This is a genomic window from uncultured Pseudoteredinibacter sp. (assembly GCF_947500695.1).
In the GTDB taxonomy this organism is placed as follows: Bacteria; Pseudomonadota; Gammaproteobacteria; order Pseudomonadales; family Cellvibrionaceae; genus Pseudoteredinibacter.
Genome location: NZ_CANMSS010000004.1, coordinates 64,754 through 84,357 on the forward strand (window position 1 = coordinate 64,754; position 19,604 = coordinate 84,357).

General features: G+C 46.9%; 14 protein-coding genes. 7 read left to right on the forward strand and 7 right to left on the reverse strand.

Going from position 1 to position 19,604, the window contains the following annotated elements; translation table 11 throughout:
• Window positions 1-25: 25 nt before the first annotated feature.
• On the reverse strand, window positions 26-331 hold the full coding sequence (locus Q1A08_RS08950; protein WP_299772007.1) for a hypothetical protein: 306 nt from the start codon (window positions 329-331) through the stop codon (window positions 26-28).
• A gap of 326 nt (window positions 332-657) precedes the next feature.
• Between Q1A08_RS08950 and cueR the strand changes: the two genes are divergently transcribed.
• The 4 genes from cueR to Q1A08_RS08970 all read left to right on the forward strand — a co-directional run bounded on the left by cueR (window position 658) and on the right by Q1A08_RS08970 (window position 7,896).
• On the forward strand, window positions 658-1,080 hold the full coding sequence (gene cueR, locus Q1A08_RS08955; protein WP_299772009.1) for a Cu(I)-responsive transcriptional regulator: 423 nt from the start codon (window positions 658-660) through the stop codon (window positions 1,078-1,080).
• On the forward strand, window positions 1,077-2,282 hold the full coding sequence (locus tag Q1A08_RS08960) for a permease (RefSeq protein ID WP_299772011.1): 1,206 nt from the start codon (window positions 1,077-1,079) through the stop codon (window positions 2,280-2,282). The genes cueR and Q1A08_RS08960 overlap by 4 nt, the downstream gene beginning before the upstream one ends.
• Before the next feature lie 165 nt (window positions 2,283-2,447).
• Window positions 2,448-3,506, forward strand: coding sequence for a 2-dehydropantoate 2-reductase (locus Q1A08_RS08965; protein WP_299772013.1), 1,059 nt, complete (start codon window positions 2,448-2,450; stop codon window positions 3,504-3,506).
• A 190-nt stretch (window positions 3,507-3,696) separates the two neighbouring features.
• Window positions 3,697-7,896, forward strand: coding sequence for an EAL domain-containing protein (locus Q1A08_RS08970; RefSeq protein ID WP_299772015.1), 4,200 nt, complete (start codon window positions 3,697-3,699; stop codon window positions 7,894-7,896).
• Window positions 7,897-7,900: 4 nt separating this feature from the next.
• Here Q1A08_RS08970 and Q1A08_RS08975 read toward each other — a convergent pair whose 3' ends face one another.
• Window positions 7,901-9,601: a carboxylesterase family protein gene (locus Q1A08_RS08975; protein ID WP_299772017.1), complete on the reverse strand. Its 1,701-nt coding sequence runs from the start codon at window positions 9,599-9,601 to the stop codon at window positions 7,901-7,903.
• 449 nt (window positions 9,602-10,050) lie between these two features.
• Here Q1A08_RS08975 and Q1A08_RS08980 point away from each other — a divergent pair, with 449 nt between their 5' ends.
• Together Q1A08_RS08980 and Q1A08_RS08985 are read left to right on the forward strand one after the other, a co-directional pair.
• Window positions 10,051-11,478, forward strand: a complete 1,428-nt coding sequence (locus tag Q1A08_RS08980; RefSeq protein WP_299772019.1) for a DUF4331 family protein — start codon at window positions 10,051-10,053, stop codon at window positions 11,476-11,478.
• Between the two features lie 34 nt (window positions 11,479-11,512).
• Window positions 11,513-12,805 (forward strand): tetratricopeptide repeat protein, encoded by a 1,293-nt coding sequence (locus tag Q1A08_RS08985; protein WP_299772020.1) that lies wholly within the window; start codon window positions 11,513-11,515, stop codon window positions 12,803-12,805.
• Window positions 12,806-12,837: 32 nt separating this feature from the next.
• Here the strand turns inward: Q1A08_RS08985 and maiA are convergent, their stop codons facing one another.
• The 5 genes from maiA to Q1A08_RS09010 all read right to left on the reverse strand — a co-directional run bounded on the left by maiA (window position 12,838) and on the right by Q1A08_RS09010 (window position 18,238).
• On the reverse strand, window positions 12,838-13,467 hold the full coding sequence (maiA, locus tag Q1A08_RS08990) for a maleylacetoacetate isomerase (protein WP_299772022.1): 630 nt from the start codon (window positions 13,465-13,467) through the stop codon (window positions 12,838-12,840).
• Window positions 13,468-13,556: 89 nt separating this feature from the next.
• A complete protein-coding gene (gene fahA / locus Q1A08_RS08995) occupies window positions 13,557-14,873 on the reverse strand; it encodes a fumarylacetoacetase (protein WP_299772024.1) in 1,317 nt (438 codons plus the stop codon).
• Between the two features lie 112 nt (window positions 14,874-14,985).
• The gene (gene hmgA / locus Q1A08_RS09000) at window positions 14,986-16,338 is read right to left on the reverse strand and encodes a homogentisate 1,2-dioxygenase (protein ID WP_299772026.1); all 1,353 of its coding nucleotides are present in this window, start codon (window positions 16,336-16,338) and stop codon (window positions 14,986-14,988) included.
• 20 nt (window positions 16,339-16,358) lie between these two features.
• Window positions 16,359-16,556 (reverse strand): DUF2783 domain-containing protein, encoded by a 198-nt coding sequence (locus Q1A08_RS09005; protein WP_299772028.1) that lies wholly within the window; start codon window positions 16,554-16,556, stop codon window positions 16,359-16,361.
• Between the two features lie 35 nt (window positions 16,557-16,591).
• Window positions 16,592-18,238, reverse strand: coding sequence for an FAD-dependent oxidoreductase (locus Q1A08_RS09010; protein WP_299772030.1), 1,647 nt, complete (start codon window positions 18,236-18,238; stop codon window positions 16,592-16,594).
• Window positions 18,239-18,581: 343 nt separating this feature from the next.
• Between Q1A08_RS09010 and Q1A08_RS09015 the strand changes: the two genes are divergently transcribed.
• Entirely contained in the window at window positions 18,582-19,544 is a 963-nt protein-coding gene (locus Q1A08_RS09015; protein WP_299772032.1) for an MBL fold metallo-hydrolase, read from the forward strand.
• The last annotated feature ends 60 nt before the right edge of the window (window positions 19,545-19,604 follow it).

Here is a 19,604-nt window from a genome sequence, read left to right on the forward strand (position 1 = left end):
AGCATTTGGCTCTGCGAGTTCTGGCTTATTTGCTTTGCTTTTCCGTTAGCGCATTGTTCATGGCTTGCAGCTTTGTATATAGCTTTTTTCCTAGAGGCCATAAACACATCGCTGATAGATAAACGCTAACAAATTGAGAGACCGTTAGTAGTGCCAGTTTAGGCCAGAAATCGATCTCTTCAGAAAAGAGCCCAAGAACTAAATGCCCCGGAAATGCCAGAACTTTATACGCCCAAAGCCATTGCCATTGATATGCGAATGCAACGGAGAGCAAAGCTAGTACCGACATCAATAGGGCGAGGAATAAGGCTGTCTGTTGCTGTTGAATCATACCTGAGCTTCAATTCCTGTCTGGTTTTATATCTTCATCCTGGAAGACCTGAGCGTTGCTTATGAGTGCTCGATAAATGCACAGTGTTTGCTGAGTATGCCCACACTTCTTTTAATACTGTTTGGCCTTGCACCTTGATTTTCAAGGAGGGTTGAAAAATATCTAATAAAATCAAGGGCCTACTTTAACCTTGAGGTTCTTATTTGGATTTTTAGATTTGTCAGCAGTCCTGCTTGACCTTATAGTTGCTGGAAGCTTTAGTATGCCTAGCCATTGGAGCTAAAACTTCAGTTTTAGCAGATGGCAGGCTGAATAGGAGTCTATCAATGAACATTAGTGAAGCGGCTAAACGCAGCGGGCTAAGCAGCAAGACAATACGTTACTACGAGAGTATTGGGCTGGTAAAAGTGGCTAAGCGTTCAGACAATGGCTACCGCGACTATAGCGAGAGTGATGTTGAAGCCTTGCGCTTCTTACAAAGAGCTAGGGCAACTGGCTTCGGAATTGAAGAGTGTCGGCAATTACTAGGCCTATACGACAATGAGCAGCGCCACTCATCCCATGTGAAATCCTTGGTTTTGGAAAAGGTAGAGCAAGTAGAGAGCCAAATCGCTGAGTTGCAGGCTATGCGCAACACTCTAAATACGCTTGCTAGCCGATGTGCAGGTGATGAAGGGCCGCACTGCGCCATTCTTGATGAGCTATCTACTGTAAGCGGGGAAGAATCGAACTTGGAGGAAGGCAAATGAGCTCCTGTTGTTCAAGTAAAAATAAATCTGGCGCCGCGGAATCTAACCCTGCTGTAGAGACAAGCGCCCAAAGCAGTTGCTGTGGGACTAAACCGGCAGCTCCCAGTACTTGCTGCCCCAGTGAGCCGCAAGAAGCGCTGAGTAGTTGCTGCGAGCAATCAGCTGATCAGCCCGATTGGTTTTTGCGCGTATGTCTGGTTTTAGTACTGTTCTTCTACAGCTTAAATTTATCTGACTGGGTTTATGATTTAGGTATTGAGGAAAGCTTTGTATGGTCCTTATCCCCCGCGCTGGGAATAATGGCCGATACGGTGTATGAATTAATCAATACGATGTGGTTCAGTGTTGTATTGGCGGCTTTGTTTGTCGGTTTTTTAGCAAAGATACCCCAAAGCTTTGTGTTAGCGATATTGGGTAAAGGTGGCAGCATTAATGGCTTGGGCCGCGCTACCGTAGCGGGTGTGCTGATGGATTTATGCAGTCACGGTATTTTAATGGTGGCCATGCAGCTATACCGAAAAGGCGCCAGCCTAGGGCAGGTCATGGCCTTTTTGGTGGCAAGTCCTTGGAATTCACTCTCATTGACGTTGATCCTAATCGCCTTAATCGGCTGGCAGTGGACCCTAGCGTTTATCGGCTTATCGATGATCTTAGCGTTTATTACCGGATATCTTTTCGACCTCCTAAGCCGCCGAGGGACATTGCCTGAGAACCCCTATTCGGCAGAGTTAGAAGAGGGCTTTGAATTTTGGCCAGAGGCCAAGCGTCAATGGAGCGAGCTGCGTATTGATAAAGCTTGGTGGCTAAGTGTTTGGGAAGAAGCCTTGGCTGGTTCTAAGATGGTTGTGCGCTGGCTGTTATTTGGTGTTCTGCTCGCCGCTTTGATCAGGGGCTTTGTCAGCCTAGATGACTTTCAGCAGTATTTCGGTCCAAGCCTAATCGGCTTGGGGGCTACTTTACTGGCAGCGACTATTATTGAAGTTTGCTCTGAAGGCTCCACTCCAATAGCCGCTGATTTAATGACAAGGGCGAATGCACCTGGCAATAGCTTTGCGTTTCTAATGACGGGTGTTGCGACGGACTATACCGAGGTGATGGTAATTAAAGACACTATGAAGAGCTGGAAAACGGCTTTGTTTTTACCGCTCCTCTGTGTGCCTCAGGTGGTGGTGGTTGCTGTAATACTCAATCAATTCAGTTAGAGCTAGCTGGATAGGGGTAGTTAGAAGCAGAGTAAATGTCAGCTTTCGCCCTGTGATTTGCTGTCGCTTCAAACCAATATGGGGCCATTCGAGCCCCTTTGAAAGCTATAGCCGGCTTTAAATGACTAACAAAATAAGATAATAAGAAATAAGGCCAAAAACACCATGAGTCAGTCCCAAGATCCTGTTCAATCTATTAGCCAGTTTCCTACTCAATTTCCTAAGGGCAGCAAAATTGTTGTGGCAGGGGCGGGTAGTATTGGCTGCTTTGTTGGGGGGCTTTTGGCGGCCCAGGGGCATAAAGTGTGTCTGTGGGGGCGAGCAAGAATAATTGATGCCATTCAAGAAAAGGGTTTGCAATTAAGCGATGGTGATGGACTGGATATTAAGCTTGCAGCAGAACAGCTAGAGCTAAGTACGGATGCCAGTTGCTTGGCCGAAGCCGATATTATTTTATTGGCTGCAAAGAGCTTGGTAACAGAAGAAATAGCAAAAGACATTTCACGGCATGCACCTAAGCAAGCCGTAGTCTTAAGTCTTCAAAACGGAATTAGAAATCCTGCAATTTTACGAGAGCAACTTGAGCAAGCGGTTCTTGCGACCATGATCCCATTCAATGTTGTTCATAGTGAAGGTAACCGATTTCATAGAGCAACATTTACTGCTGAGTTAATGATGGAATGGCAGCCAGCTTTGGCTGAATTTTTGAGTGGAGAGTACATCAACTTTAAACCGCTGGAGCAATTTAATGAAATTGCTTGGGGCAAGCTGCTGCTTAATATTAATAATGCCGTCAATGCGCTGGGTGGTTTGCCACTTAAACAACAATTAATGAATCGCCAATGGCGCTGCCTAATGGCCGATGTGGTCAGTGAGAGCTTGGCGGTACTTTCCGCCGCGGGTATTGAGCACATATCGGTGGCACCGGTTAATATGAGAGTTTTCTGCTGGATTCTTCGATTGCCTACTTTTATGTTCAGCAGAATCGCCAACTCTATGCTCAAGGTGGACCCTCAGGCCCGGGCGTCTATGTATGAAGATCTAGAGCAAAAACGCCTGACCGAAATTGATGAGTTTCAGGGGGTCATTATCGAGCTGTCCAAGCAACACCGTTGTTCATCGTCTTTAAATCAGCGTATCTACCAGCTGATAAAAGATGCCGAATTACAAGCTACTGGGTCGCCCGCATTATCCGTTGCAGATATACGCTCCCTTTCTTCTTAAGTAGCGACTGTTACATTTGAAATAAACACTGCTTTCTGTTGGCCTAATTCTTTCGTTAATTCTAGCTCTGATAATCTAGTTCTTTAGTTTTGCATTCCGTTCGCGTAAACAGTTTTAAAAACGGATTGTTGCGTGGCGCCCTATACCGCAAACTTCTCACTGAAGGATCATATTTTCAGATGGGAACGTCATGCTTTGTCGCCGCTTGCTGGTCAGCGTTATCGGCTTTTTAATTACTTTCTATACTGCATTGAGCATAGCTTTGCACCAAGAACCTTCCAGTGTGGTGGGCGGGCCATCCGTGTCTGCTGCGGGGACAAAAAAGCTAGCGAATAAGACTCTTGGGGTGAAGGATTCGCAATCAAGCGTTCGTCAAGAAAAACTCGCCATGCACTTATATCAACGGGATATCCCTTTTGCTAATGAGCAAAGCTTAGCGATAACTCGTGATAGTTTAGGTTACTATTGGTTAGGTACGGGGCTGGGCTTGGTCAGATATGATGGTAATGAATCCCAAAGAGTAATGAGCAATGCCCGCGGAGATGCCACGGGCTCGGTTGTTATCCGCTTGCTGGAATATAATGGCTATATTTGGGCAGGGACCGCCGCTCAGGGTTTATTTAGAGTCGACTTGAGCAATCATCAGATTAAACACTACCCTAAAGGAGAGGGCATCAGTCACGGTTATGTGACGGGCTTGATCGAGGATCAGTATCAACGGTTTTGGGTGTTGACCATTGATGGTTTAAATCTATACGACCCAAAAACTGACAGCTTCCAACAATTCTTTTTGCCTAGGCGTGTTGCGGCAACGTCTTCTCCAACATACTCTTTCAAGACCTTAGTCGCGCTTGATCGTGATACGGTTCTTATTTCGTCCTTCGCCCAGGGTGTTCAGGTATTTGATATTCGCTCTGGCTCATTTAAGGCTGCGACTGATTCGCCTCTTCAGATAAGCGATGAAGGCTTCAAACTTCACTTAAGCAAAGCTGGCGGTGAGCTTATTAAGACGGGCGTCGATCGCTTTGTTTATGGGGTGAATAATCGTTTGTTCGAGTTTGATCGAACAGGTTATTTGATTCGTTCAGCTGGGATCTTTCCAGAAGGAGTTGATAGTTCTGAGCATATGCCATTGAGCACAGGAAAGAGCGTGCAGATAAGGCGGCTTGCAGCTGGGGAAAATGGTGGTGTTTGGGTGGTGCCTATGGGAGGCGGCTTATTCCAATGGTCGAGTGATCGCAAAACTCTATACCACAGTTTTAATGCCGCAAGAAATAAACTGGGTGTTGGTAATCCGTACAGTTTGTTTGTTGACAACGATGGTTCTCTCGCAATCAGCTACTTAAAATCGCCGCCTAGGTTTTGGAACCCCATAGGTGGCAGAGTAAAAACCTACCGACTGAAAAAAGAAGGCTACACCCTGAAAGACTTTCGGGCATTTATCGCGATTGAAGATAATGACAGTACTTGGCTATTTGGTGATGCCGATTACTTTATTCGCTTAGACCCTCACGGAAAGGTAACTCAAGTAGAGAATATACCAGGCCAGTTGATAGCTGCGGTTAAACGGGGTGATAGCTTATATATCAGCACTTACCGTGGAGTTTATCGGTTTCATTTGCCTTCTCAAACTCTGGAACAGATAGATAAAATTTACCCAGCTTATGTTGATGTTCTTCATAGGCAGCAAGTTTGGGTTCGGATGCCTACTAATGAAGTGCTGCGTATCGATCAAAAAGGCGGCAGATACAGTTATAAAATTGAGGGAGACTTTACCACTGTTGAAAGCAACTTTTCCGTATCTGAGGATGGGCAGCTATATTTCTTCGTAAAGGGTTTTCTATATCGATACAACGAGGCGAGTGATGGCTTCGAAAAGCTTCATGAAAAGCCCTTAAAAGTTCACAGTCCAGCTGACTTCTACATCCGATCTAATGAGCTCTACCTATTTTCTGATGGCGCCTACCGCTTAAGCCTAGATGAGTTGGATAATTCCCAAGCAGCAACGAAAGTACTGCGAGACGATCGATTTTTTCGGCGTGTTCACTGCAGTACCGAAGGCTGCTGGCTTAGAAATGATTTAAATTCGAACCTTGAATTTTTTGAGTTTAATAGCGAAAAGTGGTTCGATTACTATCATACCCAAGGTTTTCCTTTTTTGCGTGGAGTCACCCCGCTTAAATATAAAGCTGAGGAGTTGTGGCTGTCTTCTCATGGGGTTATCTACAAAGTTCAGTTTCCATTGCCTTATGCCAATAGTGAGACGCCGACTAGAATACACAGCGTAAACACCTATACCTCAGATAAGCCCCTGGAAACTCATCTGTCGCCCTTAGAAAATGTTGAACTTGACCATAATGTCAGTGCCATACGCCTGAATTTCGGAGACGGGCAGTTTTACAAGAATGGTGACGAAAAGCCTATGTACCGTTTGTTGGGGCTGAGCGAGCAATGGTTAAGTGCGAGCCACAATCAGGCTACGTACACGGCATTAAGCCCGGGTGAGTACACTTTTCAGGTTAAGCCAGCAGCTTCAGACGAGGTAAGCGATCAGCTTGCCATTCTTGTTAAGGCGGCTTGGTGGAATTCTTGGTTAGCTAGATTGATTTACCTGGTGGCAGCGGTATCAATATTGTTGTTATTGGCTTACTTGCGCTGGGATAAGTATCGATCTGAGTATCTGGCCAATAAGAAAATTCTGGAGTATGCCAAAGGCATTGATGGTGTAAATCAAGGTGTCTGTGTTATCGAATCTAATGGCCGTATCGTTTCTGCCAATCGGGCTTTTAAATCTTTTGTTCAAAACGATGTGTCGCAGCGTTTTATTTGGGAGTTTGTACACAAACTTAACACAGAAGATGATTTTGAAATGCGCTGGTTGCAAATACGAGAGCAGCGGAGCATTCGCGGACGTCTGCGCCTTCGTAGCCCAACACGCGCAATGCCAGTGGAATATAGTATCTCGATCATTGATCAGTTAGATCTTGAAAACTCTCGTTATATTGCTTTGTTTTCGGATATTTCAGAACGTATCGAGCATGAAAATGAGTTGCGTGATTTAGCAAGCTGCGACACCTTGACGGGCTTGCATAATCGCTATTATTTGAACCTGCATTTAGAAAAGTTAATCAACTCAGAAGTTAAATCAAACAGTAAGCGCTTGGCGCTTGTTTTTCTGGATGTTGATCGATTTAAAAATATCAATGATTCGCTTAGCCACTATTATGGCGATATGTTGTTGGTGGCTTTGGCAAAGCGACTAAAATCGTGCTTGCGCGCTGGTGAGTTCCTTGCCCGCCTTGGTGGTGATGAGTTCGTAATTGTCTCTTGCCAAACAGCAAGCAACTGGGATGTAACACAGTTGGCTCAACGAGTTCTTGCGCAAGCTGATCAAGCGATCGTGATTGAGGATAAGGAACTCTATGTTTCATTAAGCCTTGGCTTGGCTGTAAGTCCTGATGACGGAAGAAGTGTCGATGAGCTACTCAGGAACGCCGATGCCGCTATGTACAGTGTTAAAGCCAAAGGCGGTAATGATTATGCTTTTTATACGCAAAGAATGAGCGAAACATCACGGCTTGAACTTGAGTTGGAGTCTGAATTACGTAGGGCGATCGATCAACGCGAATTTCGGCTCTACTACCAGCCAAAAATTTGTTTGGCTACAGGCCGTTTGATGGGTTTGGAGGCCCTGTTGCGTTGGGTTCACCCTCAACGAGGCTTGGTCAGTCCGGGGGTGTTTATACCGGTTGCAGAGAAAACTGGGTTAATTATTAAAATAGGGCTTTGGGCGATAGGAGAGGTAGCAAGGCAGTTACGAGCCTGGCAGTTGGATGCCTATGACGCGGTACCAATAGCGGTTAATGTCTCACCCCAGCAATTGCTGCAACCTAATTTTTCCGAAGAGCTTAACCGCCTGCTGAGTGCCAGTCATATTGCTTGTGAGATGGTAGAGCTTGAGATCACTGAAAATATGGTGATGGAAAACATGGAAGTCTGCATTGAACAGCTCGCCAAGCTTAAAAGCATGGGGCATTTAATCTCGATCGATGATTTTGGAACTGGCTATTCCTCTTTAGCGTATTTGAGAAAACTACCAATTGATGTGTTGAAGATTGATCAGTCTTTCGTCTCAGGCATGTTTGAGGACGCTGAACAACACAGTATCGTGAAAACCATTATCGAGCTTGCCAACAATCTTCAGCTCACCGTTGTGGCCGAGGGGATAGAGACCAAGGAAGTGCATTTTGCATTGCGAGATATGGGTTGTAGCTTAGGACAGGGCTATTTTTATGCTCCGCCAATGGCGGCTGATGATCCTCTATTGTTAGAGTGCCTAAGAGAAGGGGAGCTTAAAATTCCCCTTCATTTGGGACAGCGATTACTTTAGAGCTTTAGGGGTAGAAGTTCTCGAAAGGATATGAACTGCAATCCAGTCGGTCAGTTTGATTGTAAGCACTCTTGGGCCAGAGTTTGGGGGCTTCGTTGATCAGCGAAGCCCATACTTCGCAGCGCTGTTGGTCACTGTTGAAGCGAGAGTCCTCAATGATTCTTTGATAGAAGCTCTCAGGGATAACCGTTTGCGAACTGTGCACTAAATCGTTGGTATCAAATAGGGCGTATTGCTTTAACTCTTTTTGTTCGGCCCAGGAAAGCCATTTGCTCTGCTGTAGATGATTCGGCGTTCCTGTTTTTGCAAAGTGCGCCCAGTAGCCCCGCATCATTTTTGAAAGCTGTTCGCGTCCCGCTGCGTTTTGTCGATTGATCATTGGGTCGAATAGACCGCCGCTATCGGTAAAACCAAAAACAAATGGAATCTCCATGCCGTGGGAAGCTCCCAGTAATTGATCAAGCTTCATGCCCAGAGGACGTGCTTGTTCGTCCCAGTCGAAGCGATAGGCCCAAACCTTTTTACCGTCGGCTTTGCTGAGCGCTTCGGCAATACGGTCAACCCCTTGGTATTTCCAGCGTTCCGAGTGATATTGAGCTCTAGCATTGTAATAGGGGGGATTCTTGATGATGGCGTAGCGATTAAAGTACAGGTCGACATATTTAGGGTCTTGATAGTAGTAGAGCTTTAGCTCATCTCGATTGCTGCCGATGATGAGCGGTACATTATTATGTCGACTGGCATCAGTAAGTTCTGCTATGGGGTCTGCGCTACTAATTACGGTGCCATCTCTAAATACCCTTGGGACATCGGGTTTGCTATCGTTCAAATAATTGTAGGCTGTAAAAATATCTTCAACGCGAACCTCACGTAAAAACTCCGCGCGAGCGGCTTTCTTTTCTTGCTCAATTAAACTTCGTGTCGCTTTGGCGCCTAAGCTCCAGCCATTGAGCATACGTAACTGGCGCTCAATTTCCAATGCACTATAGTCACTGCCGCCATCCTCTGGGTAAGCGGTGGCCGTAGTAATGTCATCAAACCACAAGCCACCACTTTGTACGATTGCACGATGAAATAGATTCTTTGCGAGCGGCGAGAGCATGAGGCTCAAGGTATTAAAACCACCTGCGGATTCACCAAATAGAGTAACTCGATTTGGATCTCCTCCAAAAGCTTGAATATTAGCTTGAACCCACTGCAGGCTTGCCAAAATATCCAATGTACCGAAGTTGCCGCTGTCGCTGAGTAGCTCCTCGTCGTTTGTAAGCGCTGGGTGCCTAATCCACCCTAAAGCGCCTAAGCGATAATTAAGGGTGACAACAATGACGTTATTCTCTACCGCCAGGCGAGAGCCGTCATAGATATCAGCCGAGCCATGGGTATTGCTGCCACCATGAACCCAGACCATAACGGCTAAATTCTCGGCGTCCTTCGGACTATAAACATTGAGGTAAAGGCAGTCTTCTTGACCAATTAAACCATTTGCGCCAGCGCTAGCGCTGACCGTTCCGCTTGTTGTCTGGGTGCAGGCTGGGCCATGTTGTTGCGTAATACGTGCCTCATCCCAGGATTTAACTTTTTGTGGAGCTCGCCAGCGTAGATTTCCTACGGGTGGTTCGGCGTAGGGGATGCCACGCCATTGCCGGCCCCCCAATAGATTGTAGTTACCAATAATTTCACCAGAGGAGATTTCCAATGCTGTCAATGCTTCGGTTTTTTCTATTTTTTGCCCACAAGCCGCTAATAGTGAAACTGCTAAAACTAGTGAGGCGAACGCAGCGGAAAGCTTAGATGGGCGCCACTGACTACTCAGATTAGGTGATGGCGGAGCCTCCTGAAAAAGATGACTATAGTTTTGTCGATTTGTTCTTTTCGCTCGCTGATACGCCTTTTTTACAATTTTTTTCCTGAGTATTTTCATTGTCGCCTAGATTCTTAGTATTTACTTTTAATGCTAGCAGAAGCGAAAGAGCATAGAAACGACAATACTATAGATATTGTGAAACAGTTTACGTCGCTTGGGCTTTGATGTAAGCCACGGTAATCGAATCACATCATCAATATCTATAACAATCCATAACTTGTTCGCTATGCAGTAGCTATCCGGGCGCGCTCAGAGCCCGATTACTCCAGGGAAACTATTCAGGAGTTACCATGAAATACCTTCTATGTTTACTCGCTATACTCGCATTCGATATCCGAGCAGCCGATCATGGAGAAGCCCCCCAAGTTAGGGTCGATAGTTTGGCTGATTTAAATGATTTATACGCCTTTATCAACCCAAATAATGCTGATGAACTTATTATGGTGGCAACCGTTGCTCCTAATGCCAATGCCAGTACGCAGTTTTCTGATGCGGTTGATTACCGCTTTCATATTAGCACCACAGATAACCCGGGAGATTATAGTGTGCTCAGTTGTAGCTTCGAAGAGGCTGACGAATTTAGCTGTGCATTCGGCGATAATAGCCCAGTAACAGGGGCACTGAATTCTACCGTCGAAGGCGGCTCTTTTCGTGTTTATGCTGGCTTGAGGGATGACCCTTTCTATTTTGATGGTGGAGCCTTTGCCGAAACCGTGGCAACTTTAAGCCCGCAATTCAAAACTGAAGGTGTAAATTCCTTTGCAGGTCAAAATGTTTTGGCCTTGGTCATTGGAATAAGATCTTCAGATTTAACCAAGGCGGGAAGTGAGCCTGTCTTAAGGGTTTATGCATCAACGAATCGAAAATCTGGTGCTGTACTTAATGGCAGTACCAGTGGCTCTTTTTATAATGTCGATCAATCCGGCCACGGCTTTCAGTTTCAAGTGATTAGTCAGAAAAATGCCGATGATCAGACACAGGTGTCAGCCAATTGGTTTGTTTTTGATGACGATGGCAATCCCATCTGGTTGACTGGCGAAGGGCCGGTGGATGGCTTAACAGCAAGAATTCCAGTGCAGCGTTTAAGTGGTGGACGCTTTCCGCCAAAATTTAATACCGAAGATGTCAATCGAATTGCAGCTGGTGAGTTGCTGTTTACCTTCAGTGATTGCAATAACGCGAGTGTTGACTTCGAAACGGCAGATGCGAGCTTTCTTGCCTCAACTTCTCTTGGGGTACAGCGTTTAACTTCAGTGCAGGGATTGCCTTGCGGCCATAAGAGCTTAGGGCAGGTGGATCGTGTAGGACGACCCGCAATTGCGACAGCCTTGATCGATATTACCGGCGCGCAGGGCACCAAAGATGCTTACAATGCGGCCGCAGATCCTAGCAAGTGGTCAGAGCAGTTTGAAGCCGAAATTAGATCTCACTTAGAGCTTCTTGATAGCCTCGATGGTACCACTAACGCATTATTACCAGCGGCCAGCTTAGCCTCTGTTTTGGCGGATGATGTGCTTTTGATTGATACCCGTGAGCCCGCCTGTGATGAGTACTTGGCGGTTGAGCTTTCGGTAGCCGGTAAATGTGGTGGTAGAACTCTCGCAAGGGATGTTATCGATGATACCTTGTCGGCGGTGGTTGCTCCGGGCGCTGGTGATGGTGTGGCCAATGACAGCACCTTCCTTGACGATTTTCCTTTCTTAGCTGAACCAAATTAATTGCTAAATCTGAGAATTTTATAAGGAGGTGTTCATGCAATTTGGAAGCATGGCATTTTTTTCCACTCATTGCTTTAGTCGTAGATTCATTCTGAGTTTTGGGTTGTTAACGCTTGGGTTCATTGCGAGCCCAACATTTTCGGCATCATTTGAGAAGCAGGTATCTACGGCGGCCAACTGGATTGGCAAGACTTGGCCGCAAGATATTGATCATCGTGCCAGTACTGATTCCAATATCTATATCGCACATTTGCAAATTAGCATTGCAAACGATGAAGCCCTATGGCGTAGCAAGCCTAGTTTAGCGCTTGGCCAGCGTTTATTGGCCAACTATCTTCTAAGGTATCAATTGTTTCAGCATAGCCGTGATTTGCTTAGCAGTGATAGGCTCGCAAAGCGAATGAAAAAGATGTTGGGGGCTAAGAAGCAGGCCTCAGTTCAATTCAAACATTTGTTAGCCAAACAGGCTTCAATGAACCACCGTTTTACTGAGGCGCAAGCTCTGTTCGGGCAGGAGGCATTACCCCTTGATCTATCTTTGCTGATTGCACATGCGCAAGGGGATTATAGCGACCTTAAAACCTTACCCAATTGTTTGAGCGCCGATGTGCAAGACAGTTTTGAGTTAAGTAATATTGCAGAGCGTTTGTTAATGCTTGGGCGTTTTAAAGAAGCTATTGAGTGCTTTCAGCTGGCTGAGTATCGCTATCAAGATGTAAACCCCTTTGTCTTATCTTGGCTGCAAACACAGGTGGGCATTGCCTTTTTAGAGGCTGATGATATTCCTAGTGCCAATACAGTTTTTCGTCGCGCCTATTTACGCTTTCCCAGTTATACCTTGGCGGCTGAACATTTAGCGGAAACCGAGTTTCTGCTGGGTAATCTAGCGGAGGCGGAAAGTCTTTATCTGGCTGTCACCAAGGTGAGTGATCACCCTTTGTTTATTGCGCAGTTGGCGGAGGTGCAGCAGAAGTTGGGAAAACATAAAGCTGCGAAGTTAAATAAAGAGTTAGGGCTTCAGGGCTTTAATCGCATGTTGGAAAATCATCTTGGAGCTTTTGCCGATCATGGTGCCCAATATCTGCTTGAACAAGGAATGCAGCAACGGGCCTACGAGATAGCACAGATTAATATTCGTAATCGGCAGGATAAGGATGCTTGGCTCTTGTTGGGCGAAAGCGCCGAGATAAACGGAGATCTGGTGCAAGCCTGTAAGGCCTGGAAAAAGTTAAAAAGTCTTCAAGAGAGCTATCAATTGCAAATGCGTGGGCTTGATCTCAAGGATAAAATTAAGGCCAGTTGTAATACTGGCCTTAAGCGAGCCTAGTGCGTCAAATTGAACCGACAGATATTATTGCTCTAAGGTGCGTCAATTTGATTTTCTGGCATGGCCTGAATAAATGCATCCAAGCTATTACAGTGATCATAAATGGCGCTTATCTTTGGAAACTGAGACATATCAACATTAAAACGCTTAGCGTTGTATACCTGAGGGACTAGGTATACATCGGCTAGGCTTACGGTATCTCCAAAGCAAAAGGGGCCTTCTGAGATTTGTTTTTCAAGGGCGGTAAAGCCAAGCTCAATCCAGTGCTTGTACCAGTTGTTTTTGCTTTCTTCCTCAACGCCGAGCTCGCCACTTAAGTATTTCAGTATGCGAAGATTATTTACTGGGTGAATATCACAAGCAATTTGATTCACCCAACTGCGCACTATGGCAGCGTCAAAGGGATCACTGGGCAACAAGGGGGTGCTGGCTTGAGTGCTTTCAAGGTATTCCAGTATGGCCGTCGATTGAGTTAATACTCTACCATCAGCAAGCTTTAATGCGGGCACTAGGCCTTGTGGATTAATGGCTAAGTAAGCTTCGGATTTATGTTCGGCTTTGAGTAAATTAACTGGCTTGATGTTGTGTTCGATGCCTTTAAGATTAAAGGCGATACGTAAACGATAAGCTGCCGAAGAGCGAAAATAACTGAATAATTCCATGCTAGACCTGAAGTATTTAGACAGGAAAGAAAATGGCCGAGCTTAGCAAGATGAACGCTAAACATAATGCAGCTCAGCCAATGAGCGGTTTATACCTTTGCAGGCAATACCGTACCGGCCGCTTCGCCGAAACCGATGCGTACATGTCCATCACGAGCACAGAAGCCGCGAATTACAATGCAGTCACCATCTTCTAAGAAGGCGCGTTGCTCGCCATTCGGTAAGCTAACTGGGTTTTTACCGGCGGTAGTAAGCTCGATCATGGCACAGGCCTGCTCAGCTGACGGGCCAGACAAAGTGCCGGTACCTAATAGATCGCCAGGCTGCATATTACAGCCATTCACTGTGTGGTGAGCAACCATTTGCGCCATTGTCCAGTAGCTGTACTTAAAATTCGAGGTGGCTAGGCTAACGGCTTCTTCACCGGCCGCGCGCATTTTTTCAGTTTGAATTAAAACGTCCAGTTCCACATCAACGCCACCGCTGCTGTTATTGGCATCGCTTTCTAGGTAAGGAAGTGGTTGTGGATCTTCTGCAGGGTGACTGTAGCTGGCACGGAATGGTGCCAGTGCTTCGGTGGTAACAATCCAAGGAGAAATGGTAGAGGCAAAGTTTTTCGCTAGAAACGGCCCTAGCGGTTGGTATTCCCACGCTTGAATGTCACGGGCCGACCAATCGTTAAACAGACACATACCAAAAATATGATCTTCGGCGTTTTCAATAGATACCGGGTCGCCTAATTCATTGGCGCTACCAATAAAAACACCCATCTCCAACTCAAAGTCCATGCGCTTACATGGCCCTACGCTGGGCTCGGCCGCATCAGGCGCCTTGGTTTGACCAACAGGGCGTGGAAAGCTCTGACCAGATACATCGATAGATGAAGAGCGTCCATGGTAGCCAATTGGAATCCACTTGTAGTTCGGCAGTAGCGGGTTGTCTGGGCGGAATAGGGCACCAATATTGGTAGCGTGATGAATAGAGGCGTAGAAGTCGGTGTAATCGCCTACGACACAAGGCATACCATATTCCGCTTCAGACTGATCCACTAGGCAACTTTTCAGAGTGGCTTCCATTGCTGAGCCAGTGCGTAATGCGGCCGACAGTGCGGCACGCAAGCGGCTCCAAGATTCCTGGCCCATAGCCATAAAATCATTCAGTTTTTCTTTTGCAGCCGCTTCAATCTCAGCTTGTGCTTGGCTGGAAAAGATACCGCTTTTGGCGGCGGCTTTTAGATCAACAATTTGATCCCCAATGGCGACACCGCCACGAAAGCTCTCATCGCTATTTTTACGGCGAAAGCTCGCAAAAGGTAAGTTCTGGATTGGGAAGTCGCTCTTGCCGTTGTTGGCGCTGATAACCCAGCTGCTTAGGCTTGGGTCATGGGTTTCGTTCAGATTAGACATAGTCATCGTGTCCGCAGTTAGGCCATCTGGCGATGGCCGTTGATTATTTGTAGCTAAAACTAGAATTTCTAAAAACTAGGGCTTCTAGCGCAATAAAAAATGTAGCGCTGGTCTATTTGATACCAGCGTCGATGCCACCATTGTAAAACTTTTTCAGGCTCTTCCAACAGTCTGGATATTTGTGTTGGCGTAGCGGGCCTTCGAGGGCAAACTTGCTGACATTGAAGGCGTAGCGAGATTCAAACATAAAGGCCATGGTGTCTTTGTAGCGTACCGGTTCCAGCTCTGCTGTACTGGCCTTTTCAAATACCGCCGCTTCTGGCCCATGGGGCGACATACTGTTATGCAAGCTACAGCCGCCTGGGGTGAAACCGTCCTCTTTGGCATCGTAGACGCCTTCAATGAGGCCCATAAACTCACTCATTACATTGCGGTGATACCAAGGTGGGCGGAAGGTATCTTCGGCCACCATCCAGCGCGGTGGGAAGATAACAAAATCCAAGTTTGCCACGCCAGGCGCGCCTGATGCTGAAGTCAGCACTGTGAAAATTGACGGATCGGGGTGATCGAAGCTGACCGTATTCATGACATTAAAGCGGGCCAACTCATAGCGACAGGGGGCGCTTGTTCCGACCCAAGCGACAACATCAAGTGGCGAGTGAGATATATCACAGCGGTAATAGTGGCCGCCGTATTTGGTCACTAGCTCGAAATTACCCTCAATATCTTCGAAGGCCGCAGTGGGGTATTGGAAGTCGCGGTCGTTGGCATAGCCATTGGCGCCGACTGGGCCACGCTCTGGCAGCTCCAATAGCGAGCCATAGTTTTCGCAGATGTATCCGCGCGCTTGGCCCTCTGGTAGCTCAACTTTAAACTTCATGCCTCTTGGGATAACGGCGATATAGCCGCTGGGAACATGGAGTTTTCCGCATTCGGTAAACAGCAATAAAGAGCCTTGTTGAGGCACGATCAGCAGTTCACCATCGGCATTGCAAAAAAAGCGGCCAGCCATATCTTGGTTAGCGCAAAAGGTATGAACAGCGACGCCACTTTGGCCAGCGGCGCTGCCGTTGGCGGCCATGGTCACCCAGCTATCGATAAAATCGGTAGCGTCAGAGGGCATTGCTGGTGCGTCCCAGCGCATCATGCTCGGTGGTGTAACAACCTCATCTATGGGGGCTGTGCGCACCCAATCTTGGGCTTTACAAGCTAAGGCCTGATATTCACCTTGGACTACAGATGGTCGAATGCGATACATCCAAGTGCGACGATTGTGAGCTCTTGGCGCGGTGAATGCCGTGCTGCTAAATTGCTCGGCGTATAAACCATAGGCGACCTTTTGTGGGCTAAATTGTCCTTGGGGGAGGGCGCCAGCAAGGGCTTCGCTTTCGTGTTCATTACCGAAACCATGGAGGTACTGTAAATCTTCAAGCTTACTTGGTGTTTGGCTGGTAGTCTGACTCATTGTGGCAGTTCCGGTTGAAATTATTGTTCAAGCTGGGCGGCAATATCTAAAGCTTCCAGTAAAACCTGCTTATCGCCAATGTGATTAGCTAACAGCAAAATCAGTCTGGCATTTAGCCGTTCACTGTCTGCAGTGCTTAATTCCCGGTGAACATCGGTTAGCGCGGCATAAAATGCATCGGCATCGCTGAAGTGGTTTTCGGTGATTAATTTACTCATGCTGTATTCTCCACTTAAATTCTCCACTTAAGCCTTTAAGGATTTTCTTGGGCGCTTTGATATCCTAAAGCGCGCTGTAAGGCGTTATTGACTTGCTCGCGGTTCAATTGCTTGAACTTGGCAGCAACATATTGATCAGGACGAATAAGATAGCCTTGTCCGCCACTTATACAATAGCGTTCTGCAAGCATACCCTCTTTATCTTCAAGCTCGCGGCTATCAAGCAATACTAAATCATCGCTGATGGCTGCCAAGGCTTTAAGCTCATCGTTATCGATCCCTTCGCCGTTGTACAGCAAGACAAAGCGATTACCCAGTTGCTCCAGCAGCCAGCTGTCTTTGCCATTGATACGAATTGGGGCGTCAAGACAAACAAAGCCTGGAGCGATACCCGCATCGAAGCCGGTATTTAAAGCAGAGCTTTTAGTGATCAAGCTGGAATGCTGATAGTCGCAAGGCATGGACAAGCGGCCGCTATTCACTAAGCTGCGTGCGAAGGGATAATGCTTCGCAAGGCGCAATGTCTCATCTCGAAAGACTCGCGAGATATCATTTTTGGGGGTGATAAAGTCGGTAGCGCGGGTCGAGTTTAAGATGTTCTCGGCGGCGCCATGTTGACGCTCTTCATTATAACTTTCGATTAAAGTGGCCGGCGCTTGCCCCTTGAGTACGCGAGCTAGTTTCCAGGATAGGTTTTCAACACTTTGGACACCGCCATTGGCGCCGCGGGCGCCAAAAGGTGATACCTGGTGCGCAGCGTCGCCCATAAAGATCACGCGATTATGAATAAAATCGTCCATTTTGCGGCATTGGAAGGTATACACGCTGGCCCATTCGAGCTCGAACTCCACGTCCTTACCCAGCATGGCTTCGATGCGCGGGCGGATCTTGGCTTCCTGCTTTTCCTCTTCTGGGTCGGCATCCCAGCCCAGCTGAAAATCAATACGCCACACATCGTCAGCTTGTTTGTGTAACAGTACAGACTGGTTGGGGTGAAACTCTGGGTCGAACCAAAACCAACGCTCGGTGGGAAAGTCGGCTTTCATGACAACATCAGCAATTAAAAAGCGATCCTGGAACACTTGGCCTTTGCTTTCTAGGCCAAGCTCAGTGCGAATCTTTGAGTTGGCGCCGTCAGCGACCAATAGATAGTCACAGCTTAATGCATACACTCCCTCTTCAGTTTCTACTTTGAGCTGATTGTCTTCAGAGCTGCTATCCAGTTCTACCAGCTTGTGCATCCAGCGTAGATCAATCAAAGGCTCTTTGGCTATTTGATTAACCATATACTCTTCAAAGTAATACTGCTGCAGATTGATAAAGGCCGGCAGCTTATGGCCGCTCTCGGGCAGTAAATCGAATTCATAAACTTTCTCTTGTTTAAAGAACACCTTGCCTTTCTGCCAAGTGACGCCTTTTTCAACCATTGGCTGGGCGCAGCCATAGCGATCCATGATCTCCAGTGTTCGCTTTGAGAAGCATATGGCTCGAGAGCCCACGCTTACCGTGTTGTTGTCATCAAGGATGATGGATGCTTGGCCTTGCTTGGCCAAATCTAAAGCGGCGGCCATACCGCAGGGTCCTGCACCAATAATGATGACGGGGTGGTGTACTGGCTGCTGCGCCTCTTGATCTGCGCTTTTGCGGTATGGATATATCGGATTGCTATAGGTTTTCTGCATTTTCTCGGCCACTGTCTGCGGGCAATCTGCCCTTATTGTGCAAGGAGATACCACCAAGCCCTGTCTCTTTATAAGATATTTACAGGGAATTGATTGATTTTCATCAATTGTTTCAATTGAGACGAATATATCTCTGAATGATGATGTTATCAAGGCTTTGATGGTTGAAAGCTGGCTTAATGGATAATTATTGGTTGTTATTGAAACTAGTTGTGTTATCTTGCAGGGCTTGAGTAAGGCTGTTGCGCTGAGTTGACGGCCTGATCAGATCTCTTGTCTATGGTTTTTGCCATGGACAATCTAGCAGTGATAACAGATAAAACGACAATCGTAAGGTGCAGCCATGGCTAAAAAACCCTTTGCCTCATCCGCCGACCTAGGCGACAAACAAGAAACCCTCGAAGTACTAGCTGAAGGCGTCTATGCCCTGACTGCTGAGGGGGATCCCAATGTAGGCGCATTTGAAGCTGAAGATTTTATTATTGCCTTTGAAGCCCGTGCGACTCCTAAAGCTGCCAACGATTGGCTGGAGCAACTGCGCGAGCATACTCAAAAGCCGGTTAAGTACTTGGTGCTTTCACACTATCACGCTGTACGTGTTTTGGGTGCAAGTGCTTACGGTGCAGAATCTATCATCGCCCATGAAAAGACCAAGTTCTTGATCGAAGAGCGTGGTATGCAGGATTGGGCCAGTGAATACGGCCGCATGCCTCGATTGTTCCGCGAACCTGACGATATTCCAGGTTTAACTCATCCTGATTTGGTGTTTAACGATCGTATGGAAATCCCTTTGGGGGGAGATCGCGGCAGCTTGATCTTGGAATATTGTGGTCGTGGCCATACCGCAGGCGACATTGTGGCTTGGTTGCCAAAACAAAAAGTATTGTTTGCCGGCGATTTGGTAGAAGCCGCGGCGGCTTTATATACCGGTGATGCCTTCCACTTTGATTGGGCGAATGAAACTCTTGATAAAGTTAAAGCCTATGAAGCCGAGGTACTGATCGGTGGTCGTGGTGCTGTGGCTCATGGCCGCGAAGCGGTCGATGCGGCAATTGAGCAAACCCGCGGTTTCCTAAATGGTATGATCGAAAAAGTCGGAGAAGTTCATAAGCGTGGCGGCACTTTAAAAGAAGCCTTCTTGGCTACTCATGAGCATTTAGAGCCTAAGTTTGGCATGTGGCCAATCTTTGAGCACTGCTTGCCTTTCGATGTTCAGCGTTTGTGGGACGAATTTGATGGTATTGATTGGCCACGCATCTGGACAGATGAGCGTGACCAAGAGGTTTGGGATCAATTGCAAGACTAAACTGGTCTCCATCCGCTAAAACATCAAAACCCGGCTAAATAGCCGGGTTTTTTATGGTGC

What these genes read in the sequence shown, in the direction of transcription:
- Q1A08_RS08950 (WP_299772007.1), bottom strand. Translation starts at nt 331, where the DNA reads ATGATTCAACAGCAACAGACAGCCTTATTCCTCGCCCTATTGATGTCG.
- cueR (WP_299772009.1), top strand. Translation starts at nt 658, where the DNA reads ATGAACATTAGTGAAGCGGCTAAACGCAGCGGGCTAAGCAGCAAGACA.
- Q1A08_RS08960 (WP_299772011.1), top strand. Translation starts at nt 1,077, where the DNA reads ATGAGCTCCTGTTGTTCAAGTAAAAATAAATCTGGCGCCGCGGAATCT.
- Q1A08_RS08965 (WP_299772013.1), top strand. Translation starts at nt 2,448, where the DNA reads ATGAGTCAGTCCCAAGATCCTGTTCAATCTATTAGCCAGTTTCCTACT.
- Q1A08_RS08970 (WP_299772015.1), top strand. Translation starts at nt 3,697, where the DNA reads ATGCTTTGTCGCCGCTTGCTGGTCAGCGTTATCGGCTTTTTAATTACT.
- Q1A08_RS08980 (WP_299772019.1), top strand. Translation starts at nt 10,051, where the DNA reads ATGAAATACCTTCTATGTTTACTCGCTATACTCGCATTCGATATCCGA.
- Q1A08_RS08985 (WP_299772020.1), top strand. Translation starts at nt 11,513, where the DNA reads ATGCAATTTGGAAGCATGGCATTTTTTTCCACTCATTGCTTTAGTCGT.
- maiA (WP_299772022.1), bottom strand. Translation starts at nt 13,467, where the DNA reads ATGGAATTATTCAGTTATTTTCGCTCTTCGGCAGCTTATCGTTTACGT.
- fahA (WP_299772024.1), bottom strand. Translation starts at nt 14,873, where the DNA reads ATGTCTAATCTGAACGAAACCCATGACCCAAGCCTAAGCAGCTGGGTT.
- hmgA (WP_299772026.1), bottom strand. Translation starts at nt 16,338, where the DNA reads ATGAGTCAGACTACCAGCCAAACACCAAGTAAGCTTGAAGATTTACAG.
- Q1A08_RS09005 (WP_299772028.1), bottom strand. Translation starts at nt 16,556, where the DNA reads ATGAGTAAATTAATCACCGAAAACCACTTCAGCGATGCCGATGCATTT.
- Q1A08_RS09010 (WP_299772030.1), bottom strand. Translation starts at nt 18,238, where the DNA reads ATGCAGAAAACCTATAGCAATCCGATATATCCATACCGCAAAAGCGCA.
- Q1A08_RS09015 (WP_299772032.1), top strand. Translation starts at nt 18,582, where the DNA reads ATGGCTAAAAAACCCTTTGCCTCATCCGCCGACCTAGGCGACAAACAA.